The 20,607-nt window shown below is 62.9% G+C and carries 22 protein-coding genes and 1 pseudogene; 8 read left to right on the top strand and 15 right to left on the bottom strand.

What is annotated here, in order from left to right; all coding sequences use genetic code 11:
- The first annotated feature begins 300 nt into the window (after positions 1-300).
- The 3 genes and pseudogenes from HV744_RS38550 to HV744_RS26290 all read left to right on the top strand — a co-directional run bounded on the left by HV744_RS38550 (position 301) and on the right by HV744_RS26290 (position 3,341).
- Positions 301-1,393 (top strand): annotated as a pseudogene (locus HV744_RS38550) (cyanate transporter).
- Between the two features lie 201 nt (positions 1,394-1,594).
- Positions 1,595-2,170 (top strand): ANTAR domain-containing response regulator, encoded by a 576-nt coding sequence (locus HV744_RS26295; RefSeq protein WP_175152296.1) that lies wholly within the window; start codon positions 1,595-1,597, stop codon positions 2,168-2,170.
- Positions 2,171-2,180: 10 nt separating this feature from the next.
- Positions 2,181-3,341: a CmpA/NrtA family ABC transporter substrate-binding protein gene (locus HV744_RS26290; protein ID WP_175152295.1), complete on the top strand. Its 1,161-nt coding sequence runs from the start codon at positions 2,181-2,183 to the stop codon at positions 3,339-3,341.
- Between the two features lie 110 nt (positions 3,342-3,451).
- Here HV744_RS26290 and rhaS read toward each other — a convergent pair whose 3' ends face one another.
- From rhaS to rhaM, 6 genes are all read right to left on the bottom strand, one after another.
- A complete protein-coding gene (gene rhaS, locus HV744_RS26285) occupies positions 3,452-4,462 on the bottom strand; it encodes a rhamnose ABC transporter substrate-binding protein (protein ID WP_175152294.1) in 1,011 nt (336 codons plus the stop codon).
- Between the two features lie 89 nt (positions 4,463-4,551).
- On the bottom strand, positions 4,552-5,580 hold the full coding sequence (locus tag HV744_RS26280) for an ABC transporter permease (protein ID WP_175152293.1): 1,029 nt from the start codon (positions 5,578-5,580) through the stop codon (positions 4,552-4,554).
- Positions 5,573-6,631, bottom strand: coding sequence for an ABC transporter permease (locus HV744_RS26275; RefSeq protein ID WP_175152292.1), 1,059 nt, complete (start codon positions 6,629-6,631; stop codon positions 5,573-5,575). Before HV744_RS26275 ends, HV744_RS26280 begins: the two co-directional genes overlap by 8 nt.
- Positions 6,628-8,157 (bottom strand): sugar ABC transporter ATP-binding protein, encoded by a 1,530-nt coding sequence (locus HV744_RS26270; protein ID WP_175152291.1) that lies wholly within the window; start codon positions 8,155-8,157, stop codon positions 6,628-6,630. Before HV744_RS26270 ends, HV744_RS26275 begins: the two co-directional genes overlap by 4 nt.
- A gap of 59 nt (positions 8,158-8,216) precedes the next feature.
- On the bottom strand, positions 8,217-9,110 hold the full coding sequence (locus HV744_RS26265; protein WP_175152290.1) for an amidohydrolase family protein: 894 nt from the start codon (positions 9,108-9,110) through the stop codon (positions 8,217-8,219).
- A gap of 63 nt (positions 9,111-9,173) precedes the next feature.
- On the bottom strand, positions 9,174-9,497 hold the full coding sequence (rhaM, locus tag HV744_RS26260) for an L-rhamnose mutarotase (RefSeq protein WP_175152289.1): 324 nt from the start codon (positions 9,495-9,497) through the stop codon (positions 9,174-9,176).
- Positions 9,498-9,636: 139 nt separating this feature from the next.
- On the opposite strand from rhaM, the gene HV744_RS26255 reads away from it, so the two are divergent.
- A complete protein-coding gene (locus tag HV744_RS26255) occupies positions 9,637-10,644 on the top strand; it encodes a LysR family transcriptional regulator (protein WP_175152288.1) in 1,008 nt (335 codons plus the stop codon).
- A gap of 15 nt (positions 10,645-10,659) precedes the next feature.
- Here HV744_RS26255 and lra1 read toward each other — a convergent pair whose 3' ends face one another.
- From lra1 to HV744_RS26240, 3 genes are all read right to left on the bottom strand, one after another.
- A complete protein-coding gene (gene lra1, locus HV744_RS26250; protein ID WP_175152287.1) occupies positions 10,660-11,442 on the bottom strand; it encodes an L-rhamnose 1-dehydrogenase Lra1 in 783 nt (260 codons plus the stop codon).
- Between the two features lie 153 nt (positions 11,443-11,595).
- Positions 11,596-12,774 (bottom strand): L-rhamnonate dehydratase, encoded by a 1,179-nt coding sequence (gene rhmD, locus HV744_RS26245; RefSeq protein WP_175152286.1) that lies wholly within the window; start codon positions 12,772-12,774, stop codon positions 11,596-11,598.
- A 323-nt stretch (positions 12,775-13,097) separates the two neighbouring features.
- Positions 13,098-13,850 (bottom strand): SDR family NAD(P)-dependent oxidoreductase, encoded by a 753-nt coding sequence (locus tag HV744_RS26240; protein ID WP_175152285.1) that lies wholly within the window; start codon positions 13,848-13,850, stop codon positions 13,098-13,100.
- A 231-nt stretch (positions 13,851-14,081) separates the two neighbouring features.
- Between HV744_RS26240 and HV744_RS26235 the strand changes: the two genes are divergently transcribed.
- Positions 14,082-14,426 carry a hypothetical protein gene (locus tag HV744_RS26235; protein WP_175152366.1) on the top strand — a complete coding sequence of 115 codons (345 nt, stop codon included), beginning with the start codon at positions 14,082-14,084 and terminating at the stop codon, positions 14,424-14,426.
- 113 nt (positions 14,427-14,539) lie between these two features.
- Here the strand turns inward: HV744_RS26235 and HV744_RS26230 are convergent, their stop codons facing one another.
- Positions 14,540-14,881, bottom strand: a complete 342-nt coding sequence (locus HV744_RS26230) for a hypothetical protein (protein WP_175152284.1) — start codon at positions 14,879-14,881, stop codon at positions 14,540-14,542.
- Positions 14,882-15,111: 230 nt separating this feature from the next.
- Here HV744_RS26230 and phaP point away from each other — a divergent pair, with 230 nt between their 5' ends.
- Entirely contained in the window at positions 15,112-15,666 is a 555-nt protein-coding gene (gene phaP / locus HV744_RS26225; protein WP_246279202.1) for a TIGR01841 family phasin, read from the top strand.
- Positions 15,667-15,927: 261 nt separating this feature from the next.
- Positions 15,928-16,449 carry a hypothetical protein gene (locus HV744_RS26220; RefSeq protein WP_175152283.1) on the top strand — a complete coding sequence of 174 codons (522 nt, stop codon included), beginning with the start codon at positions 15,928-15,930 and terminating at the stop codon, positions 16,447-16,449.
- Between the two features lie 1,072 nt (positions 16,450-17,521).
- Here HV744_RS26220 and HV744_RS26215 read toward each other — a convergent pair.
- Positions 17,522-17,842, bottom strand: a complete 321-nt coding sequence (locus tag HV744_RS26215) for a hypothetical protein (protein ID WP_425497840.1) — start codon at positions 17,840-17,842, stop codon at positions 17,522-17,524.
- 97 nt (positions 17,843-17,939) lie between these two features.
- Between HV744_RS26215 and HV744_RS26210 the strand changes: the two genes are divergently transcribed.
- On the top strand, positions 17,940-18,581 hold the full coding sequence (locus HV744_RS26210) for a substrate-binding domain-containing protein (RefSeq protein ID WP_246279201.1): 642 nt from the start codon (positions 17,940-17,942) through the stop codon (positions 18,579-18,581).
- 14 nt (positions 18,582-18,595) lie between these two features.
- Here HV744_RS26210 and HV744_RS26205 read toward each other — a convergent pair whose 3' ends face one another.
- From HV744_RS26205 to HV744_RS26190, 4 genes are all read right to left on the bottom strand, one after another.
- Positions 18,596-18,841: a DUF2964 family protein gene (locus tag HV744_RS26205; protein WP_175152282.1), complete on the bottom strand. Its 246-nt coding sequence runs from the start codon at positions 18,839-18,841 to the stop codon at positions 18,596-18,598.
- Positions 18,842-18,994: 153 nt separating this feature from the next.
- Positions 18,995-19,600, bottom strand: a complete 606-nt coding sequence (locus HV744_RS26200; protein ID WP_175152281.1) for a hypothetical protein — start codon at positions 19,598-19,600, stop codon at positions 18,995-18,997.
- Positions 19,561-19,845, bottom strand: coding sequence for a hypothetical protein (locus HV744_RS26195; RefSeq protein WP_175152280.1), 285 nt, complete (start codon positions 19,843-19,845; stop codon positions 19,561-19,563). The genes HV744_RS26200 and HV744_RS26195 overlap by 40 nt, the downstream gene beginning before the upstream one ends.
- A 17-nt stretch (positions 19,846-19,862) precedes the next feature.
- Positions 19,863-20,252: a hypothetical protein gene (locus HV744_RS26190; RefSeq protein ID WP_175152279.1), complete on the bottom strand. Its 390-nt coding sequence runs from the start codon at positions 20,250-20,252 to the stop codon at positions 19,863-19,865.
- Positions 20,253-20,607: the final 355 nt, after the last annotated feature.

Here is a 20,607-nt window from a genome sequence, read left to right as displayed (position 1 = left end):
CCAAAATGATCCTTGCAGCTTTATCTGGCTCCGTGAGCCAGGCCGCGACGGTCCTTATGTTTGATTCGTCGGCCATGCCGGCTCGGCTCGCCCGGTTTTCGTCGTCGCGTCTGCGGAGCGGCGCCCCGTCCCTCTTTCGCATCCAGGTCAATTGTGATTTCGCACCCCAGCGCCAGCCCGACCCATACTCCCGCCGACCACGCGTCCGCCGCGCTGACGTGGCAGGACGTCGTGTGGCTCGGCGCGATCGTCGTGATCGGCATCAATCTGCGCCCGCTGCTGACGTCGATCAGCCCGCTGATGACGACGATCCGCGAGACCACCGGCCTCAGCTTCTACGGCGCGTCGTTGCTGACCAGCCTGCCGGTCGTCGCGATGGGGATCGGCGCGTTCGGCGCGGGCGCGCTGACCCGCGGTGTCGGCGAGACACGCGGCGTCGCGCTCGGCCTGCTGGCGATCGCGCTGGCCTGCGCGGCACGGTGGACCGCGTCGAGCGGCGCCGCGCTGCTCGCGACGGCGCTACTCGCGGGCGTGGGCGTCGCGGCGATCCAGGCGCTGCTGCCCGCCGTCATGAAGCAGCGCTTTCACGCGCGCGTGCCGTTGGCGATGGGCGTGTTCTCCGCGTCGATCATGGGCGGCGGCGGGCTCGGCGCGAGTTTGAGTCCGTGGGTGAGCCGCGCGACGCAGTCGTGGCACGCGGGTCTCGCGGTATGGGCGATGCCTGCCGGCGTCGCGCTGCTCGGCTGGTGGGTTTTGAATCGCCAGCGTTCGAACAACCCCGGAGGCGCAGGCCGAGCCGGCGCAAACGGTGCCGCTTGCGCTTTGGAACAAACGGCGCGCATGGACGCTCGGGCTGTATTTCGGCATCGTCAACGGCGGTTATACAAGCCTCGTCGCGTGGTTGCCGGCGTTCTACCAGCAGCGCGGCGTGAGCGTCGCGGCGAGCGGCTCGCTGCTGGCCGGGATGACGGTCTTCCAGGCCGCGGCGGCCTTGTTGCTGCCGTTGGCCGCGGCGTCGTTCCGCGATCGCCGGCCGTGGTTGACGCTGGGCCTGTCGGCGCAATGGTTCGGACTACTGGGCTTGATCGTCTGGCCCGACGCCGCACCGCTGCTATGGATCGGCGTGGCGGGCGCGGGACTCGGCGGAACCTTCTCGCTGACGCTCGTGACCGCGATGGACCATTCCACCGACCATCGCGTGGCCGGCAGGCTGGTCGCGTTCACGCAGGGGGTTGGCTTTATCGTCGCGGCCATCGCGCCGGTCGTTGCCGGGCTCGTGCGAGGCTGGAGCGGTGGTTTCGGCGCCGCCTGGGTGATGCTGGCCGTTTGCGTCGGCGCGATGATGGCGGTGACGTGGCTGTTCTCGCCGCGCAGCTACAGGCAGTGGCGCTGACAGGGTGAACGGCATCGGCATGCGCCGCTTCGGTGCATCGACCGCGCGTGCCCCGTGAGGGTGCAACGGCGCTTGCCGGCCGCGCGGGTAAGTCCGTGATGGCCTTATGGTCACTGCGGCTCACTGCGGGTCACTGCCGCGCGCGTCGCCTGGCATATCTGTTGCTTTAACCGTAGTTAGCCGTCGATAAAACTCTACCCCATGCTGCGTGTTCTCCTCGTAACCGATACCGACAAGCCCATTGGCGATCTGCGCGACGCCCTCGCCCGGCTCGGCTGCGAGATGCTGGCCGGCACGGCGACACCGCAGGAGCTGCATCGCGCGGTGCAGAACGAGCGGCCCGACGTCATCATCATCGACACGGAATCGCCGTCGCGCGACACGCTCGAACAGCTCGCGGTGATGAACGCGACCGCGCCGCGTCCCGTGCTGATGTTCAGCCACGATGCCAACCAGCAGTTGATCCGCGACGCGGTCAACGCGGGCGTCACGGCCTATCTCGTCGAAGGCCTCGCGACGGAGCGGCTCGCTCCGATCCTCGAAGTCGCGCTCGCGCGTTTTGCGCAGGAATCGCAGTTGCGCGAACGCCTCGCGCAAGTCGAGAACGAGCTCGCCGAGCGCAAGTTGATCGATCGCGCCAAACGCCTGCTGATGGATCAGCAGAAAATCACCGAACATGCCGCCTACGCCATCCTGCGCAAACGCGCGATGAACCAGGGCGTCAAGCTCGCCGAAGTCGCGCGCGCGGTCGTCGCGTCGGCCGACTCGCTCAAATGAAGCGCCGCTCATGAATACTCCCGCTGCCATCGCCGCATCGTCCTCATCGGGGCGGCTCGAAAAGACCCATCTGCGACTCGGTTTTGTCGCGCTGTCCGACGCCGCGCCGCTCGTCGCCGCGAAGCTGCTCGAGTTCGGCCACGCGCATGGCCTGACGCTCGAACTCTCCCGTCAGCCGTCATGGGCCGCCGTGCGCGACAAGCTGCTGTCGGGCGATCTCGACGCGGCGCACGCGCTCTACGGGCTCGTCTACGGCGTGCAGCTCGGGCTCGGCGGTCCGCAAACGGACATGGCCGTGCTGATGGTGCTCAACCGCAACGGCCAGGCCGTCACGCTGTCGAACCGGCTCGCCGATGCGCTCGCCGAATACCGCACGTTGCCCAAAGCGCTGGCGACGCTCGGCCGCAAGCCGGTCTTCGCGCAGACCTTCCCGACCGGCACGCATGCGATGTGGCTGGACTACTGGCTCGCGTCGCAGGGCGTCGATCCGTTGCGCGATATCGAGAGCGTCGTGATTCCGCCGCCGCAAATGGTCGCCGCGCTCGCCGACGACAAGCTCGACGGCCTGTGTGTCGGCGAGCCGTGGAATGCGCTGGCCGAAGCGCAACGCGTCGGCAGAACGGTGGCTTATACGAGCGAGGTGTGGCCCGATCATCCCGAGAAGGTGCTCGCGTGCCGGCGCGCTTTCGTCGACGCGAATCCCCATGCGACGCGCGCCCTCGTGCAGACGATGCTCGAAGCGTGCCGCTGGCTGGACGGCGCGGAGCATCGCGAGGACATCGCGCGCTGGCTCGCGCGGCCCGACTACATCGGCATCGATGAAACCCTGATCGCAGCCCGGCTCGGCGCCGATGTTGCAGGCTTCGCCACCGTCACGCCGCGCAGCCTGCCGGTGCGATTCTTCGACGACGGCGCGGTCAACTATCCGCACCCGTTCGAAGGCGCGTGGTTTCTCACGCAGTTCGAGCGCTGGGGGATGATCGACGCGTGCACGGATTACGCGCAGATCGCGGCGCGGATCAACCAGACGCAGTTGTATCGCGAAGCGGCCGCGCGCGTGAACGTGGCGCTGCCTGGCGAGGACGTGACGCAGGTGCTGATCGACGGCGAGGTGTGGGGTAGCGGCACGCCGTCGGCAGGTTATGCGCGGCGCTTTGTGATCCGGCGGTGAAGGGAGAAGGCGCGTCGGGCGTTTTTTTGCCGCCCGACGCGCCTCGTACATCAGGTCATCAGACGCGTGGTGTACGAACTACTAGCCGAGTGGCCATCACGCAGGCCAGATTAGAAGTTGAAGTTGTCGATATTGGTCGCGTCGAACGTGGTCGGCGGTCCGAGAATGATTTCGCCTTGCTGCCCGATCGTGCGCTTGCCGAGCTTGCCGGCGTCGAACGACTCGCCTTCCTTGCCGCTGATCTTGCCCGACGACAGTGCCGCCGCCGCATAAGCCGCGAGGTAGCCGAGCTGGTTCGGATCCCACAACTGGAACGCCTTCACGGTGCCGTTCTTCACGAACGCGCGCATCTGGTTCGGCGTGCCGAGACCGGTAACGACCACCTTGCCCTTGCTCGACGACGAGGAGATATAACGCGCGGCGGCCGCAATGCCGACCGTGGTCGGCGCGACGATCGCCTTCAGGTTCGGATACGCCTGCAACAAACCCTGCGTTTCGACGAACGACTTCTGATCGTCGTCGTTACCGTAGGCGATTTTCACGAGCTTGATCTTCGCGTACTCCGGCTTCTTCAACTCCTCCTGCATCCATTTGATCCACGTGTTCTGGTTGGTCGCGTTCGGCGTGGCCGACAGCACCGCGAACTCGCCCTCGCCGCCCATCAGCTTCGACACCAGTTGCACCTGGCCACGGCCAATGCCTTCCGCGTTCGCCTGATTGACGAACAGTTGCCGGCCCTCGGGCGCCGTGTCGGAGTCGAAGGTCACCACCTTGATGCCTTGCCCCATCGCTTTCTTCAGATACGGCACCACCGCGTTCGCGTCGTTGGCGGCGATCACGATCGCGTCCTGCCGCTGCGTGATCAGCGTGTTGATGTACTGCACCTGCGACGACGCGCCCGCATCCGACGGCCCCACCACCTTGCCCACGCCGCCGAATTCCTTGATCGCGGCCATGCCGCCGTCGTCGGCGATCACTTCGTAGGGGTTGTTGATCTGCTTCGGTATGAAGGCGATCTTTAGGCCGCTTTTCAGGTCCGCGGCCAATGCACTGCAACTGATCGCGAGCAACGCGGCGCAGAGCGCGGCCGTGCCGGTGTGACGTAGAAGAGGTTTGAACATGAAAGTGTCTCCTGCCTTGTTGTTGGACGTGGTGGTGTCCGGGTCATTGGTTGTTGGACTTTCTCTTCGCAGACAGCTTTAAGACAACGTTATGAAGAAGTGGCGGACCGAGAAACGGACTTCGCAATGAAACGCCGGTCGCGTGCGGCGCGCGAGCGGGCGACCAGGTTCGGTATCAGCACCGACGCCAGCAGCAGCACGCCGGTGACGACGGTCAGCGTTTCGCTGGACACGTCGTCGAGCGTCAACGCGTTTTTCAGCACGCCGATGATCAGCAGCGACAGCAGCACGCCGATCATCGAGCCGCGTCCGCCGAAAATGCTCACGCCGCCGAACAGCACCGCCGCGATCACCGACAACTCGAAGCCTTCGCCGTTGTCGCCGCGTGCACTGGTGAAGCGCAGCGTATAGACGACACCCGCCAGCGCGCTCATCGCGCCGGACAGCACGAACAGACGCAGCCTGATCTTCGCCACTTCGATGCCCGAGAACGCGGCGGCCGTCGGATTCGCGCCGATCGCATAAAGGCTGCGGCCGAACGCGGTGGACTGCAGCAGCACGGTGAACAGCACCGCGCCGACGATGACGATCACGAACGGCAACGGAATGAAACTCGCGCCGAGCGTGTCCATGCCGAACGCCGTATAGGCCGCCGGGAAATCCGCCACCGCCTGATCGCCGAGCAGCACATACGCGAGGCCGCGAAACAGCGCCAGCGTACCGATCGTGACCGCGAGCGAAGGCAGGTTGAGCTTGACGATCACCAGGCCGTTGAGCAGACCTGCCAGCGCACCGGCAAGCACGACCAGCCCGATCACGACCGGCATCGGCAAGCCCATGTGCCACAGCACGCCCATCAACGCGCTCGATGCGCCGAGCACCGACGCGACGGACAGATCGATTTCGGCGGCGACGATGATCAGCGTCATCGGCAGCGCCATCAACGCGATCTCGGTCAGATCGGCCAACACGTTGCTCAGGTTCGCGCCGGTGAGGAACACCGGCGACAACCACCGTCCGAGCCCGAGCGACAGGATCAGCACGATCACCAGCAGCACTTCCCATTGCAGCGGCGTTTCGCGTTTGCGCGTCAGCAGCGCGGAGTCGGGTTTAGCCATGATCGCGTTTCCTCATCATGCGTTTGGCGACGGAGCGGGCCAGCAAGGTATCGGCGGTAATCGCGGCGACGATCAGCGCGCCTTGAATGGCCTGCTCCCAGAACGGCGACACATGCAGCACCACCAGCGCGATGCTGATCACGCCGAGCACGAGCGCGCCGAGCGTGGCACCGAGTATCGTGCCGACGCCGCCCGTGATCGCGACACTGCCGACCACCGCGGCCGCGACCACCTGCAATTCGATGCCCTTCGCGGTGCTGGCGTCGACGGTGCCGAAACGGGCCAGCCACAACGCGCCCGCGAAACCGGCAATCGCGCCGGACAACAGAAAGCCCGACATCACGCGGCGTTCGACGTTCACACCGGCCAGACGCGCCGCCTCCGGATTCGAGCCGATCGCGTAGTGCTCGCGGCCGGCGCGGAACTGCTTCAGGTACACAGCGAGGCCGACCAGCACGACGATCGCGATCAGCGCGAGTGTCGGGATGCCGAGCAGCGTGCCGGTCGCGAGACGCGAATACGCGTCGGGCAGACTGGTCGCGTTGATCTGGCCGCCATGCACCCACGCGTAGTCCGCGCCGCGAAAGATGTACAGCGTGGACAGCGTCGCGACCAGCGACGGCACGCGCCCCACCGCGACCAGCAGCGCGTTGATGCCGCCCGCGACGAAACCGATGGCGAGCCCCGCCGCCAGCGCGACCAGCACCGGCATGTGCGGAAACGCAACGTATAAGCTGCCGACCGCGTACGCGCTGATGCCGACCGTCGAGCCGACCGACAGATCGATATGGCGCATCAGGATCACGACCGTCATGCCGGCCGTCAGCAGACTGATGATCGACACGTTCAGCAGCACGTCGCGCAGATTCTGCAGATTCAGAAACTGCGGTTTCGCGAGCCCTGTGCCGACAATCAACAGAATCAGCACGACGAACAGTGTGGTCTCGCGGCTCTTCGCGATGCCTGCAACGAAGCCGCCGGGCGTGCTGGCGGAGCGTTTGGACAGCGGCGGCTGAACCGGCGCGGGATGAGTCGAAGAATGGCGCATCATGCTGCCCGTCCCAACGGTGGAAGCGGTTGACCGAGCGCGGCGCCCATGATGCGCTCCTCGTCGGCTTCGGCGCGCGCTATATCCGCACTGATACGGCCTTCGTGCATGACCAGTACACGGTCGGCCATACCCAGTACTTCCGGTAGCTCACTCGAAATCATCAGCACGGCCATGCCGTCGCGCACCAGTTCGGCCAGCGCGCTATACACCTCCGCCTTCGCGCCGACGTCGATGCCGCGCGTGGGTTCGTCGATGATCAATACTTTCGGGCCGGTGGCGAGCCATTTGCCGAGCACGACCTTCTGCTGATTGCCGCCCGACAGCGTGCCGACCGGCGCATTGGGGTCGCCCGCTTTCAGACGCAGACGCGTGCCCCATTGATTGGCCAGTTGCGTCTCGCTGCGCGTCGAAATGAGGCCGTGTTTGACGAGCCGTCCGAGCACGGTCATCGACGCATTGCGCGCAATGCTCAGCTCCAGCGCGAGCCCCTGCTGGCGCCGGTCTTCCGGCACCAGCGCGAGGCCGGCGCGCACCGCGGCGGCAGGCCGGCCCGTCGTCAGACGCGCGCCGCCGAGCCAGACTTCACCCGAGTCGAGCGGATCGATGCCGAAGATCGCCCGCGCGACTTCGCTGCGCCCCGCGCCGACCAGACCCGCCAGCGCGACGATCTCGCCGGCGCGCACGTCGAACGAAATGTCCTTGAACACGCCCACGCGCGTGAGTCCCCGCACCGACAGGCGCACTTCGCCCGGCGGCCGGTCGGCCTTCGGGTAGAACGTCTCCAGATCGCGGCCGACCATCTTCGCGACGATCGACTCGGTGCTCAGATCGGCGGTCAGTCCGCCGAACACTTTCGCGCCGTCGCGCATGATGGTCACGCGTTGTGTCAGCGCGAATACTTCGTCGAGCCGGTGCGTGATGAACAGAATCGCCACGTCGCGTTCGCGCAGCTTGCGCACGATCGCGAAGAGCCGCTCCACTTCAGGCAGCGACAACGCGGCGGTGGGTTCGTCCATGATCAGCACGTTGGCGTTCAGCGACAACGCCTTCGCAATTTCGATCACCTGCTGATCGGCAATCGACAAACCGCGTACCAGTCGATCCGCGCGCAGGTCGACACCGAGCGAAGCGAGCAGGCCATCCACCTCGCGGCGCATCGCATCGTACTGAATGCGGCCGATGCGGTCGACCGGCTGCCGTCCCATGAAGATGTTTTCCGCAATCGACAGATCGAAGAACAGCGTCGGTTCCTGATAGATCACCGCGAGCCCGGCGTCGCGCGCTTCGGCCGGCGTCGCGAAGCGGCGCGGCGCGCCGTCCACCAGCAGCTCGCCGGTATCGGGCTGATGCACGCCGGCGAGAATCTTCACGAGCGTCGACTTGCCCGCGCCGTTCTCACCCAGCAACGCGTGGACTTCGCCAGGCCAGAGCGCGAGATCGCCGTCGGATAACGCACGCACGCGGCCGAATGATTTACTCGCGTGTCGCAGTTCGAGCCTCGGCACAGCGGATGTGGGTTGCTGCACTGCCTGTCTCCTTCTTTATTCGCGTTCGTGATGTGCCAAATGCGGTGTCAAACGCGGTATCAGATGCGGTAGCAACGCTCCGCGTTACGACAAAACAGCGCCTCTTTTTCGGCGACGCTCGCGCCGTCGACAATCGACGCATACGCGCGCCACAAGTCCGTGTAAGAGCCGAACAGCCGGTCGACCGGAAAGTTCGACGCGAACATCGCACGCTCGACGCCGAACGTATCGATCGTTTCGAGCACGTAGGGCCGCAGGCTTTCGACGGTCCAGCGATGATCGAACATCGCGAGTCCGCTGATCTTCACGGCGATGTTCCGGCAACCCGCAAGCGTGCGCATGCCCTCGCGCCACGCGCGATACCCGGCGACGCTGCTGCGATCGACGAACATGCCGGCATGGTTGACGATGAACTGCGTGTCGCCATGCGCGCGCGCCAGCGCGGCGGCCTCCTCCATCTGCGACGGATACAGTTGCAGATCGAACGACATGTCATAGCGGCGCAGCAGCGCAAAGTGTTCGCGCCACTGCGGCTCGCGCATGAAGTGACGGCCGACGTAATCGAACAGTTTGTTCTCGTGCACGTTCAGGATCTGCCGGATGCCGCGCGTATTGGCGAACGACGCGTGCGCTTCAAGCACCGCGGGCGCATTCGGCGCGGACAGATCGACGGCGGCGACGATCGCGTTCGGCATGCCGCGCGATTCCTTGCGATCCGCGATGGATTGCAGCCAGCGCGTCTCCTCGACCGGATCGGCGGGATCGTGATTCGCTTCGACGTGCACCAGTTTCAGCACGTCGATCTCGCCGGCCTCGCCCAGCAGATCGTCGAGCAGGTAATCGTGCTTCAGATCGCGCGCGTCGCCCACAAACGACAGGCCCGGGTTCTCCAGCCACGGATAGCGATGCGTTTTCAGATCCCACAGATGGATATGCGAATCGACAACCTGCATGCAGCACGCTCCGTCCAGTGAAGGTCACTTCGAGGTCAACAAACGTGGTAACGCGGTGAACTGTCAGCTCAGCGAATTCAAATGAAAGACCGGTTCGAGCGACTGCTGAAGCGGCGTGTGATCCGGCGCGGTCTGCATGATGTCGGCCATGTAATCCCACCATTTGCGCATCACGTCGAGTTGCGGCAGTTCATCCATCGTGTGATTGGAGGTTCGCGTCAGCATGGCGAAAAGATGGTTCGATTCCGGGTCGAAGAAAATCCGGTATTCGCGCACGCCGGCGTTGTGCAACGCATCAACCAGCTCGGGCCAGATCAGCGCGTGACGTCGTTCGTATTCCTCGCGCATGCCAGGGTTGAGCACCATGCGGAAAGCGATTGTTTCCATTGCGACCTGTCTCCCGTCGTATTCGGGCGCTTTTCCAGTGAAGCCTGGAAGCGTCTGATGCGACTATAATTCCTGCGTCGATAGCATCTCAATCCGTTGTTGGGATTGGGCGATCCACAAACCGAATCGCACCGGAACCATGAGCCAATATTCAGCTGCCGTCGCACTCGTCAACCGGCTCAAGTTCAAGCACCTCGCGCTGCTCGTTGCGCTCGACGACACGCGCAATCTCCATCAGGCCGCCGAAGCCGTCAACGTGGCCCAGCCGAGCGCGAGCCGCATGCTCGGCGACATCGAGGAAGCGTTCGGCTTCCTGCTGTTCGAGCGCAACGCGCGCGGCATGACACCCACGCCGCTCGGCGTCGTCACGCTGGCTTACGCGCGGCGCGCGCTGGCCGAATTGACCCGCTTCGCCGAAGACCTCGACGTCAAACGCTGCGGTGGTCACGGGCAATTGACCGTTGGCGCGATCATGGGCGCCGCGCCCGATCTGCTGGCCATGTCGGTGGCCGCGTTGAAGACCGAAAGCCCGTTGCTCAACGTGCGCATTCTCGGCGAAACCAGCGACCAGGTCGTGCAGCTGCTGCATCGCCGCGAAGTGGATCTGGCGCTCGGCCGCCTGACCAGTCCGCTGCAACACAACGATTTCAGTTTCGAGCCGCTCGCGCGCGAGACCCTGCTGTTGGTCGTGCGTTCGGTGCATCCGCTGGCGCAGCGCGCGCGCATCACGTTGCGCGAGCTGGTCGACTGGCCGTGGGTCGCGCAGCCCGTTACCAGTCCGGCGCGCGTGCTGTTCGAAGAGGAACTCGCGCGTGCGGGGCTGGCGACACCGGTCAACCTGACCGAATGCGCGTCGATCTTCGCGACGCTGCAACTGCTCGAGAATTACGATGCGGTCGCGATGCTGCCCGAGTCGGTCGTACGCGATCATTTGCGCGGCCAGCTGCTGGTTGCGTTGCCGCTCGAAATCGGCAAGAGTCTCGCCGGCTTCGGCATTCTCACGCGCAAGGAAGAAGCGCTCGCCGAACCGGCGTTGCGTTTCATCGACCTGCTGCGTGGCTTCTCGCGCAAGCTCGCCGGCGACGGCGACGCCCTCGCCACGATGGCCGCGCCGGACTCGCTGAGCGCGCCGGCTGCGGCGCATTGAAATCGGCATCGCGCGTTATTGCAGGTTGACGAACAGGCCGCCGTCGACCAGCAATGCGGCGCCCGTCACATAGCGCGCGCGGTCCGAGGCGAGGAACACCACGCAATCGGCGACGTCTTCCGGACAGCCCAGGCGGCCGAGCGGAATGCGCTTTTCGAAGTAGGCTTTCTTCGCTTCGTCGGCCAGGTCTTGCGCGTTCAGGTCGGTCGCGATGGTGCCGGGCATCACCGAATTGCAGCGAATGCCGTACGGACCCAACGCGACCGCGCACGATTGCATCAACGAATGCACGCCCGCTTTGGTCGGCGTGTAGTGCGTTTGCATGCCGCCGCCCACTAACGCGCTGATCGAACTCGTCGCCACGATCGCGCCACCCGTGCCCTGCTTCTTCATCTGTTGCGCGGCGGCTTGCGTGACGTAAAACGCGCCGTTCAGATTGACCGCCACCGTCGACTCCAGCACGTCCGGCGGCATGTCGAGAAACGCGTGGAACGGACAGATGCCGGCATTGCTGGCGAGCACGTCGACTTTGCCGAACGCTTCGACGGTATGACGCACGAGTTCCTGCCCCGTGTCGCGCGCGGCGACGTTGCCTTCGACCGCGATCACGCGGCGACCCAGCGCCTCGATTTCGCCGACCACTTCCGCGACGGCGGAACGGCGTCCATAGGATGCGTCGTTATCGCCCCAGTAGTTGATCGCCACGTCCGCGCCTTCGGCGGCGCACGCGACGGCGATCGCGCGGCCGATGCCACGCGAGCCGCCGGTGACGATTACGACCTTGTCCTTGAGCAGCACGTCATTCTCCTTTGGTGAGCCAGCAATACTGGCAGCGGTAGTGGCTTTGGTGCGCCTGCGTGAAGTCGCATTCGCGAGCGGGTTGGTTCGACACGAGTTCGACACCAACTCGACACACGCTCAACACACACTCAACGCGCTCTCAACGCGCCCTCAACGCGGATAAGGCCGCACCAACGCGCATTCCGGATTCAGCCTCACCCCGAAGCCCGGTGTGTCCGGCACCTTCATCCGTCCATTCACGGGCACCGGCTCGTCGAGCAGAAGCGGCGTGAACATCGGCACGACCTGGTCGGCCTTCGGCGCCATCATCAAAAACTCGGCGAACGGCGAGTTATGCCGCGTGACGACGAAGTGATAGCTGTACACCGACGACCCGTGCGGCACCACCATCACATTGTGGGCATCGGCGAGCGCGGAGATCTTGATCAATTCGGTGATGCCGCCGCACCAGCCCACGTCCGGCTGGATCAGATCGCAGCACTGCATCTCCAGCAGCATCCGGAAGCCCCAGCGCGTCGCCTCGTGTTCGCCGGTGGACACCATCATGCCGCGTGGCACGTTGCGGCGCAGTTCGGCGTAACCCCAGTAGTCGTCGGGCGGCAGGCACTCTTCGATCCATTTCAGACCGTATGCGTGCGCCCCTTGCGCGAGCCGCGTCGCGTAGCGCACGTCGAGGCTCATCCAGCAGTCGTACATCAGCCAGAAGTCGTCGCCGACGCGGCTGCGCATATCGGCGAGCTTCTCCAGGTTCTGCTTCAGACCCGCTTCGCCTTCAGCGGGACCATGCAGCAACGGCAGCTTGCCGCCGATGAAGCCCATCTCCTTCGCGAGATCGGGCCGCGCGCCGGTCGCGTAGAACACGAGTTCGTCGCGCACCGGGCCACCCAATAACTGGTACACCGGCTCCTTGCGCACTTTCGCGAGCAGATCCCACAGCGCGAGATCGACGCCCGAGATCGTATTCAGCACCACGCCTTTGCGGCCGTAGTACAACGTCGAGAAGTACATCTGATCCCACATCTTCTCGATGTCGGTGACAAGCTGCCCTTCGAGAAAGCGCGCAAGATGCTTCTCGACGATGAACGCGCCGATCTCGCCACCCGTCGTCACCGCGAAGCCGACGGTGCCGTCGCTCGCTTCGATCTCCACCACCAGCGTGCCGAGCACGTTGATGCCGAACGACTGGCGGCTTTGTCGATACTCGGGATAACGCGCCATCGGCGTGGCGATGTGATCGTCGATCCAGTGTCCGCCGGGCTGGTCGTGATAGTCCGCACCGCCGCCGCGAACGATGAAGGCACGCACGTGCCGGATAGTAGGCATGGCCATGAAAGGAGCTCCGTTATGGATACGTCGAACGTGCAGTCGACAATGCGCCTGGCAGGCGCGTTGCATAAGTTCTGGAAAGACGCGCCGGGCTGCACGGCGTCGTGGGGCAAGCGCTTGCTGATCATCAGCGCGAGCGCTGCGATCGGCGCAGTAGGCGCGAGCTTGCGGCGCCTTGCGTTGCCGTCGATCGCTTCCCGTGCAACGGGCGCGTGCGGGTCCATGTCGTCTCCTTCGCAGAGCACGCGTGTAGCGGCTCTGCGTTCTTGTCTTGTACGCGGCTGCGGCTGTGACGCTCAGATGGCGCAACGAACGCTCAGTCAGTTTCAGTAAGTCGCACGGCCGCCGGACAGATCGAACACCGAGCCGGTGCTGAACGCGCAATCCTCGGAGGACAGCCACAGAATCAGCGACGCCGCTTCTTCCGGCAGCAGGAATCGATTCATCGGAATCTTCGAGAGCATGTAGTCGATGTGCTGTTGCGACATCGAATCGAAGATTTCGGTTTTGGCCGCAGCCGGTGTGACCGCGTTGACGAGGATGTTTTTTGTCGCGAGTTCTTTGCCGAGCGACTTCGTCAAGCCGATCAGTCCAGCTTTCGACGCACTGTAATGCGAGGCGTTCGGGTTGCCCTCCTTGCCGGCCACCGATGCGATATTGACGATCCGCCCATAGCCCTGCTTGAGCATTTGCGGCACCACTGCGCGGCAGGTCAGATAAGGGCCGATCAGGTTCACGTCGATCACGCGGCGCCAGACCTCGGGCTCCAGCTCCCACGTCGCGCCGTTGCCGCCGGTGATGCCGGCGCAGTTGATCAGCACGTCGATCGCGCCGTGAGCGGCGACGGTTTGCGCGACCGCCTGCGCGACCGCGGCCTCCTGGGTCAACTCGACCGTGACCGCGGTGACTTTGCCCAGCTCGCTCAGTTCGCGCTGGCTGCGCGCGAGGCGTTCGGCGTCGACGTCCCATAACGCGACCGACGCGCCCGAGTTCAGTGCCCGCTGCGCCACCGCGTAGCCGATGCCGCGCGCGCCGCCGGTGATGGCGACAACGCGCCCCTCCAGATCGATTCTATTCATCGCTGTGCTCCTGTGGGCCGCCCGAGTGGCGTGCCTGTCAGTTGTCGTATCGCTGCTGTCCGTGCTGATAGTTCAGCAATATACGAGCGGTGCGATGCGCCAACAATTCGAGTATTGGAGGGGGCGATAACAAAAGTGGATCGGGAGCGGTTTGTCAACCGGCTACTTGATTCGTCCGTCCTCGCCCACATGTGTTGGGTTTGCTCAACCGCAGCGGGCAAGCCGACAGACATGACCAAACCCGAATTCAACGAACGCGAAAGCGCGCGTCCCGACTTGCTATGTTTCCTCGTCGCGATTGCAGCGGCGTCCTACGCGCTGACCAACGAATGGCGAGTCGACCATGTTGTTCAGTGCAGCCGTCAGTGGCTAAAGAAAAATCGCATCAAGATGGACTGGCTCGACCGGGTCCGCATCGGCCAACTGGCGCTGAAGATTGCCAGCAAAGACTTGCTGGAAGCCGGTGTTGCGGTTCGGCTGTCCAGCGTGAACGCACTCTTCACCAGCGAGATGGAACTCAACGAGTCGAGCACGATGGTCCAAAGGATGATGGCGCTTTGTCACGACGCGCTTTGAACGTTTCGATGGAAGCAGTGACGGGCCAGGCGCCCGGTTCTGCCGGTCAGTGCTTGTGCCGCTCGCGGCGGGTTGACGGAGGCAGTCGCGCTCAAGCCCCCAACACGACTCGATCAAATTGAAGAGAATACGACCGCGGCAACTTCGTCCATGTGCGCAAAGCTGCGAAAGAACCGGTACGTTCTGCCTTCAATTTCAATCAGGTTCACTCCCGCTCGAGTCGCGTCGAGGATTTCGTTAGCAAGCGGCGCCGGAATCGTTCCGCGACGCTTCAGATCCTCTCGTGGCCCCGTGGCGTCACCCACATAGAGGGTGGCGGTATCACTTGTGTGACGCATCACAATCAGACTCGCACCGGCGTCGAGGGACAACTCCAAATACTCTGCCAAAGCCCGCAGCGCCTCCGGCAGAAGCGCGCGCTGACTAGTATTATTAGCCCCGGATGCGTTGGTCATGTCTCTCTCCGTCACGTTGGATACTCGTCAAGTTTCCTTTATACGCAACGCCTGAGCAACTTCGATTAATTCCGTTGAACTGCCGAGCCATGACGCGTTCCGGGTAGCGACCCAACCGGGACGATTCCATTCACGTCGATGTCGCAACGAAAACCATTGACTTCCGGGCATTCCCCCGTACAATTGGTTTTGCTGCATTGCAGCAATCAGCCTTCGTCCCTCGCAGGCGCGTGGATTTCGTTTTCACTCAGAGCCCCTCGCACCTGCCGCCTTACCCTTTCGGAGCAGTGATGAGCACTCTTACCCCCCAGCAACTGGTCACCGCGCAACAAGCCGGCCTCGAAACGCTGTTTGGTCTGACGAACAAGGCATTTGAAGGCTTCGAGAAGCTGGTCACGTTAAATTTTCAGGTTGGCAAAGCGACTCTGGCCGAAAGCCAGGAAATCCTGGCCAAAGGCTTGTCAGCCAGCAACCCGGGTGAACTGTTGGCGCTCCCGGCGAGCCTGTCCCAGCCTGCGGCGGAAAAGGTAGCCGCGTACGGCCGCCAGGTTCACGAAATCGTGTCCGAAGTTCAGAGCGAAATCTCGGCCGCGGCGACGGCACAGGTCCAGCAATTCCAACGCGACGCGCAAGCGTTCGTCGAAAATCTCAAGAAGAACGCCCCGGCAGGAAGCGAATCGGTTATTGCAGCGTGGAACTCGGCCTTCTCGGCTGCTAGCGCCACCTATGAATCGGCTAACAAGGCCGCCAGGCAGTGGGTGTCGACCGTGTCCGCCGCTCAATAAGAGAGCTTCGTCTCTTACAGACCTTCTGTGTCGACAAATGCGAACTTCGGTTCGCATTTGTCCTTCCTCGACTGGATGAGTTGAGATGCGGTGAATGCTGAGCATGGTCGCGTTGGGGGAATGCCGTGCTTCATGCTAACTTGCGATCAGAATATGTCGAACTGTTCGACGCGGACGCGCTGCAACAGGAGGCGACTGCACGAGGCGTTACGCCGGAACAGGGCATTGGCAACCAGGCACGAGATGAACGGACATACTGGAATGGACGACCGATTTGATAGACGAGAACTGCTGCTTCATCTTGGCGACATTCTCGACGCTTTGAACTGTTTAACCAGGACGGGCGGGCCGGGCGTGTCGGTGGCGCACCTCATGCAGGAAGAGGAATCGTTGCAGGACTTCGAGTTTCTCCGGACACTGGCGCCCAGCATGACGGTGGCCGAATTCACCACGCGCGTCGCCAGCGCGTTCTTCTCGTGGCCAAAGGAGCTGCTTGAGACGGAGCTCAACCGGGACGCACTGGCGTCAACCGTTCAGCACAATCTTTTTGACGGCAATCCTGACGGCTGGCAAGCGTATATCAGCCACGTCCAGAAGAAAGTGTCGTGGTTTGGGACCGGACTTTCGAATGTGAACAGGGACGCTTTGCCGGAACCGTCATACGATGCCGCCGACGAGGTGAGTCCGGTCGAGGTATCTGTCACCGCCGCGCCGCCCGTCGAGGCGGAAGTGCGCAACGAGAAGAGAGGTTGGCCTTGGCCCGAGCCGAGGTCGACGTCGTGACGCTTGAAGCTTGAAGCTTGAAGCTTGAAGCTCGAAGCTCGAAGCTCGAAGCTCGTGGAATATACGCTCCAGGTTAAGGTTCTCGGGCGTCCAAATTCTCTTTGTGACATCCAGTCCGTTACACCTTGAAGCCGGCTGGCGCTTCGCATGTACACAGACGGGCCTCCCCTGTCAGGACGCGTCTGAACCTGAAAGAATGAAAGGGGAGCCACCCAGTCAGCCAAGGACGTCGCCCCCCTTGCGACGCGAGCACGCAGTGTCTTCCGTTGTTCGCTCGCGCCATCAGTTTTTTAGCTCCCCCCAAAGAAGACATTGCATTGTGGGTCCACCCTGCACGGCCGGGCATTTCTTGCGCCACTTTGCATCCTTGTGTCGGGCATACCGCCATATGCTTCCATCCCCGTACTGGGTGAGGAAGCCTGAGTCGCGGCGTTTTCCTGCGGGGCGGGTTGAGGGGCTTGGGGCGAGCCTTGCGAATGCGCAAGCCCGGCCATGACAAACAACCCAACAGTAGAAGCAACCATCAGTCGTAGTTTCATGTTGGCTCCTTGATTTACGTTGAGCTTTCCATCCATACGATTTGTTATTCGCGTGCTCCGCGGTTGAAATCCAACCGGGATTTGCCGACGCGCGAAACCCTCCTTGGGTCTGCGGGCCAAATTGCCCGAGGCCAGGGTATCAGGTAGTTGGGAAGATACGGAGCGCAGTGCGCCCAACCGAGGTCGAGGGGCGCAAGTTGGCGTGCGAATTGGCAATGTCAACGGATTTTGTGGACCCTCGACACGTAATAGTCGCCCTGCAAGTAAGTTATAGCGCATGGAATGACGAACCGGAATGCCATTTGGCGCGCGGACTACGCGATCCAGAGCCGCTCGAAATTGTGTTGTTGAAATCGCTCGGTCAACGCGTCGACAAAGTGACACGCTATGACGGGCCGTTGAAGCGAGGCGCTTTCTCGTGATGTTGCTGTCCGCCTCCAGCAATAGACCGCAAAACACCTCAAGAATGCCGCGCGATTTAGCCGAGTGTCACGCGTGAGCGTGCCTCGTCCTGACTCACAGCGCCTTGCGTCCTACGCTTCCCGCCGCGCGACCTGTTCACGGATTGCCGTGTGAAATCGGTCTACCGTCCACGACTCTTTGAGTGCCCGGGCGAACAAGCCCTGCTGGCTTTCTGGCGCGAGGCCGCCCAGCGGCGGGTCTCTGTCCAGGTTCGTCGGAAAGGGATAGCCCTCGGCACAGGAAGCCACCGCCGCGTCGACTTCTGCCTGCGTCATGCTCGCTGTGTCAAGAGATGCCAGCAGGACCGGATACCGCACCTCGCACATCCTTGCCCGGTTCAACGACTCCATTGCGCGGCCATAAGCCGATGAATTCTGCAGGAGGTTCGCCATGCGTTGAACTGCCGTCGTCCTGTTCGAACCAGCGGCATGGAAGAGCGCTGGGATTGAAGAAGAGCGCATCGCCTTTCTCGAGCGGCAATTGCACATAGTGCGTCTCGAAGTCAACATTCCCGTGATCACGACCTTCACCGACATTCCATTGTCGGGACGGATAGCCTATGCGGGTCTCGACAACCGCATGGCAGGGGCCACGGCGGCGTACCTGATTGGCCAGTGGCTTGCTCACCCGGAGGGCAACGTTCTCGTCACGATGAGCAACGAACGCTTCAGGGGCGAGGAAGAGCGCGAGATCAGTTTTCGCGACGAATTACGCCGACGCTATCCGAAGCTGAGACTCGTCGATGCTAGCGGCGGCCACGGTGTCGACATGCAAACAGAGGAACGCGTACGACGAGCCGTGGGCCGGAGGAAGAAAATCGTAGCCGTCTATTCGATGGGCGGCGGCAACCTTGCGATACTTCGCGCGCTGCAGTCGATAGGCCAGACACCGCAGTGTTTCATCGGACACGACCTGGACAGGGACAACGTACAGCTGCTGCGCGACGGGAAGCTCAGCGCGGTCCTGCATCACGACCTCCGGCAAGACATGCGAACCGCGTGTCACCACATTATGCATTTCCATAAGCTGCTGCCCGCGTCTGCCGTGGGCCCATCGTCGTCTGTGGTCGTTGTTACGCCGGTCAACATTCCGCAGTATGTCGAGCAGCGTTTCGGCAAGCCGTACCCATGAAAGCGGACCCCTGCCTAATCGTCCTTCGACAGAACCAGCATCGAGACATACAGCACCGTCGATACCACGATGATGCCGACGCCGATCAGCACCTTCGTCGTGTTGAAGTAGAGGCCCCCGTTGATCACCACGCCGATTCCAGCGACCGCGGCCAACGTACCGAACGCAGCGAGGCCGATGCGCACCTTGCCGCGCATGATTTTTCTGCGCTCCGCTGCGTCGGTGTCGGCGTCGGTGGACTTCACCTGTTTCTGTTCCATTCCATGCTCCTTCGCCCGCGACGCCATGACTGTGTCGACGATCGTTGCCCGGCGCGGCGTCAAACGTCGAGCGCAGCGTGACTCAAGCCCGAATCACGCTGCCGGAAAACGCCGCACTCGATGATGCGCTTCACCCATGCTACGCCTTCGTCGTCACTTGAGTTCGGCGCCGTTGCGCGACACCGAGGCCGCCGCGGCGGTGACAAACACCGCCCGAACCGAGTCGCCCACTTTGAGTCCCTTCAACGAAACGTCCGGCGCGACGTCGAGCGTTTCGGTGCGCGTCGGGCCGCGCAGTGTGACCGTGTGAAGCTTGCGGTCGATTTTCTGCACCGTCGCCACGACCTCGACACGACGTGCCGACGCAACGACACCGCCCGATGCAGGCTGCGCGAGTTCGGTGTCGATACGTTGGCGGATCCCGCTCGTCGCCAGTTTGTCGACGCCGATCAGAACGGCCTTCTGGTATGCAATGTTCACCGTGTCGCCGACATGCAGCTTCTTCACGTCCGCGATCTGGGGATTCACATCGATGACCGCGAGGTTGCCGCGCGGACCGACAAGCGTGACGCTGTTCGAATCCGGATCGATTTCGACGACGCGCGCCTGAACGTGCAGCAGTGCCGCCGCGCCGACGGCCGGCGGCGCTGATGCCGGCTCCTGAGCCACGGCCGGGTAAGCCGTCGCAAGCAGAAACGCCAGCGCGACCGGGATGGTCTTCATGCGACCCACTCTCGACCTCGATATATTGCATGCCATGAAACACTCCTTTTGATTGCGTCATCGGAACCTGGAAGTCCGTTGTCGCGCGCGAAAAGCACGCCGTAGTCGACTTCATGCTCATCGCAGAGATTGCGCAACGCTTCGTCGAGCAGCGTGTGTCTGGCAGCCAGCGTCATCGTGCCTGCGAACAGCGCGTGAAAGCGTGAGTACGAGAGCACGCCGCGATTCTTCGCCGTGCGCAGCAGGATGTCGATCAGTCGCGCAGTGAGATTTGGCTCCATCCGTTTTCTCCGCTGAATTACTGGCGCATGGCCTGTTGGATTTCGACGGGATCGATTGCCGGGTCGGACGTCTGAACGTTGAGCGAAGACGCGAGATTAAGCGGACTATTACTTTGGTTCACGTTATCGGTTTCACTTTGCGCGAATGCGTTTTCGGCAAAAAACGCCACAATGGTCGCCATCAAGACCGGGACGGCCAGATAATTTCTTTCTTCACACTGACCTCCGTCCTTTAAAGACAATGCCAGCCCTCGCGTAATACTCATTACGCGCAAAAATCGCGAAAAGCAATGCCCACGCCGCCGGATGCGACTGACGGCGAGCTTTTGGGATAATGAGGCGCAAAAACCACGCTGCTTTGCGCGCCGCGCTTGTTCCAGCGTCAGCGGACGGGTGGTAAGTGGCAAGCCATAACGCATTCCTCGCAGAAACGTTGGCTGCCGCACGGCCGACTTGTGCGGGCCTGAAGAATTAGAAAACTTATGATTATTGCAAACTGCAACGGGATGCTAGCAAACGTATAGCGGAATAGCAAGGACTGACGTAATGCGCCGGTAATGGGAGAATGACTAATCCTTATTATCTTGCGGCGCCGCCGGATGCATTTTTTAACCGACGCGTCATAGACATATCAAATCAAATCCGCGCGACAAGGCAGAGGATTTTTAGCGAAGCGGAAGCGGCGCACCGGGGTGATCGCAGGCACGGCACGAAATCCGCGCCCGCTTCGCTAAAAATTCTTTGAGCGAAACCGCTCCGCTA

It is taken from the genome of Paraburkholderia ultramafica, from assembly GCF_902859915.1.
GTDB classification, from domain to species: Bacteria; Pseudomonadota; Gammaproteobacteria; order Burkholderiales; family Burkholderiaceae; genus Paraburkholderia; species Paraburkholderia ultramafica.
Note: the sequence above shows the minus strand (reverse complement) of the source record. Positions and strands in the feature narration are given on the sequence as shown.

Excerpts from the sequence above, each read along its gene's own strand:
- HV744_RS26295 (WP_175152296.1), top strand. The coding sequence starts at position 1,595 with ATGCTGCGTGTTCTCCTCGTAACCGATACCGACAAGCCCATTGGCGAT.
- HV744_RS26290 (WP_175152295.1), top strand. The coding sequence starts at position 2,181 with ATGAATACTCCCGCTGCCATCGCCGCATCGTCCTCATCGGGGCGGCTC.
- rhaS (WP_175152294.1), bottom strand. The coding sequence starts at position 4,462 with ATGTTCAAACCTCTTCTACGTCACACCGGCACGGCCGCGCTCTGCGCC.
- HV744_RS26280 (WP_175152293.1), bottom strand. The coding sequence starts at position 5,580 with ATGGCTAAACCCGACTCCGCGCTGCTGACGCGCAAACGCGAAACGCCG.
- HV744_RS26275 (WP_175152292.1), bottom strand. The coding sequence starts at position 6,631 with ATGATGCGCCATTCTTCGACTCATCCCGCGCCGGTTCAGCCGCCGCTG.
- HV744_RS26265 (WP_175152290.1), bottom strand. The coding sequence starts at position 9,110 with ATGCAGGTTGTCGATTCGCATATCCATCTGTGGGATCTGAAAACGCAT.
- rhaM (WP_175152289.1), bottom strand. The coding sequence starts at position 9,497 with ATGGAAACAATCGCTTTCCGCATGGTGCTCAACCCTGGCATGCGCGAG.
- HV744_RS26255 (WP_175152288.1), top strand. The coding sequence starts at position 9,637 with ATGAGCCAATATTCAGCTGCCGTCGCACTCGTCAACCGGCTCAAGTTC.
- rhmD (WP_175152286.1), bottom strand. The coding sequence starts at position 12,774 with ATGGCCATGCCTACTATCCGGCACGTGCGTGCCTTCATCGTTCGCGGC.
- HV744_RS26240 (WP_175152285.1), bottom strand. The coding sequence starts at position 13,850 with ATGAATAGAATCGATCTGGAGGGGCGCGTTGTCGCCATCACCGGCGGC.
- HV744_RS26235 (WP_175152366.1), top strand. The coding sequence starts at position 14,082 with ATGACCAAACCCGAATTCAACGAACGCGAAAGCGCGCGTCCCGACTTG.
- HV744_RS26230 (WP_175152284.1), bottom strand. The coding sequence starts at position 14,881 with ATGACCAACGCATCCGGGGCTAATAATACTAGTCAGCGCGCGCTTCTG.
- HV744_RS26220 (WP_175152283.1), top strand. The coding sequence starts at position 15,928 with ATGGACGACCGATTTGATAGACGAGAACTGCTGCTTCATCTTGGCGAC.
- HV744_RS26215 (WP_425497840.1), bottom strand. The coding sequence starts at position 17,842 with ATGGCGAACCTCCTGCAGAATTCATCGGCTTATGGCCGCGCAATGGAG.
- HV744_RS26205 (WP_175152282.1), bottom strand. The coding sequence starts at position 18,841 with ATGGAACAGAAACAGGTGAAGTCCACCGACGCCGACACCGACGCAGCG.
- HV744_RS26200 (WP_175152281.1), bottom strand. The coding sequence starts at position 19,600 with ATGGCATGCAATATATCGAGGTCGAGAGTGGGTCGCATGAAGACCATC.
- HV744_RS26195 (WP_175152280.1), bottom strand. The coding sequence starts at position 19,845 with ATGGAGCCAAATCTCACTGCGCGACTGATCGACATCCTGCTGCGCACG.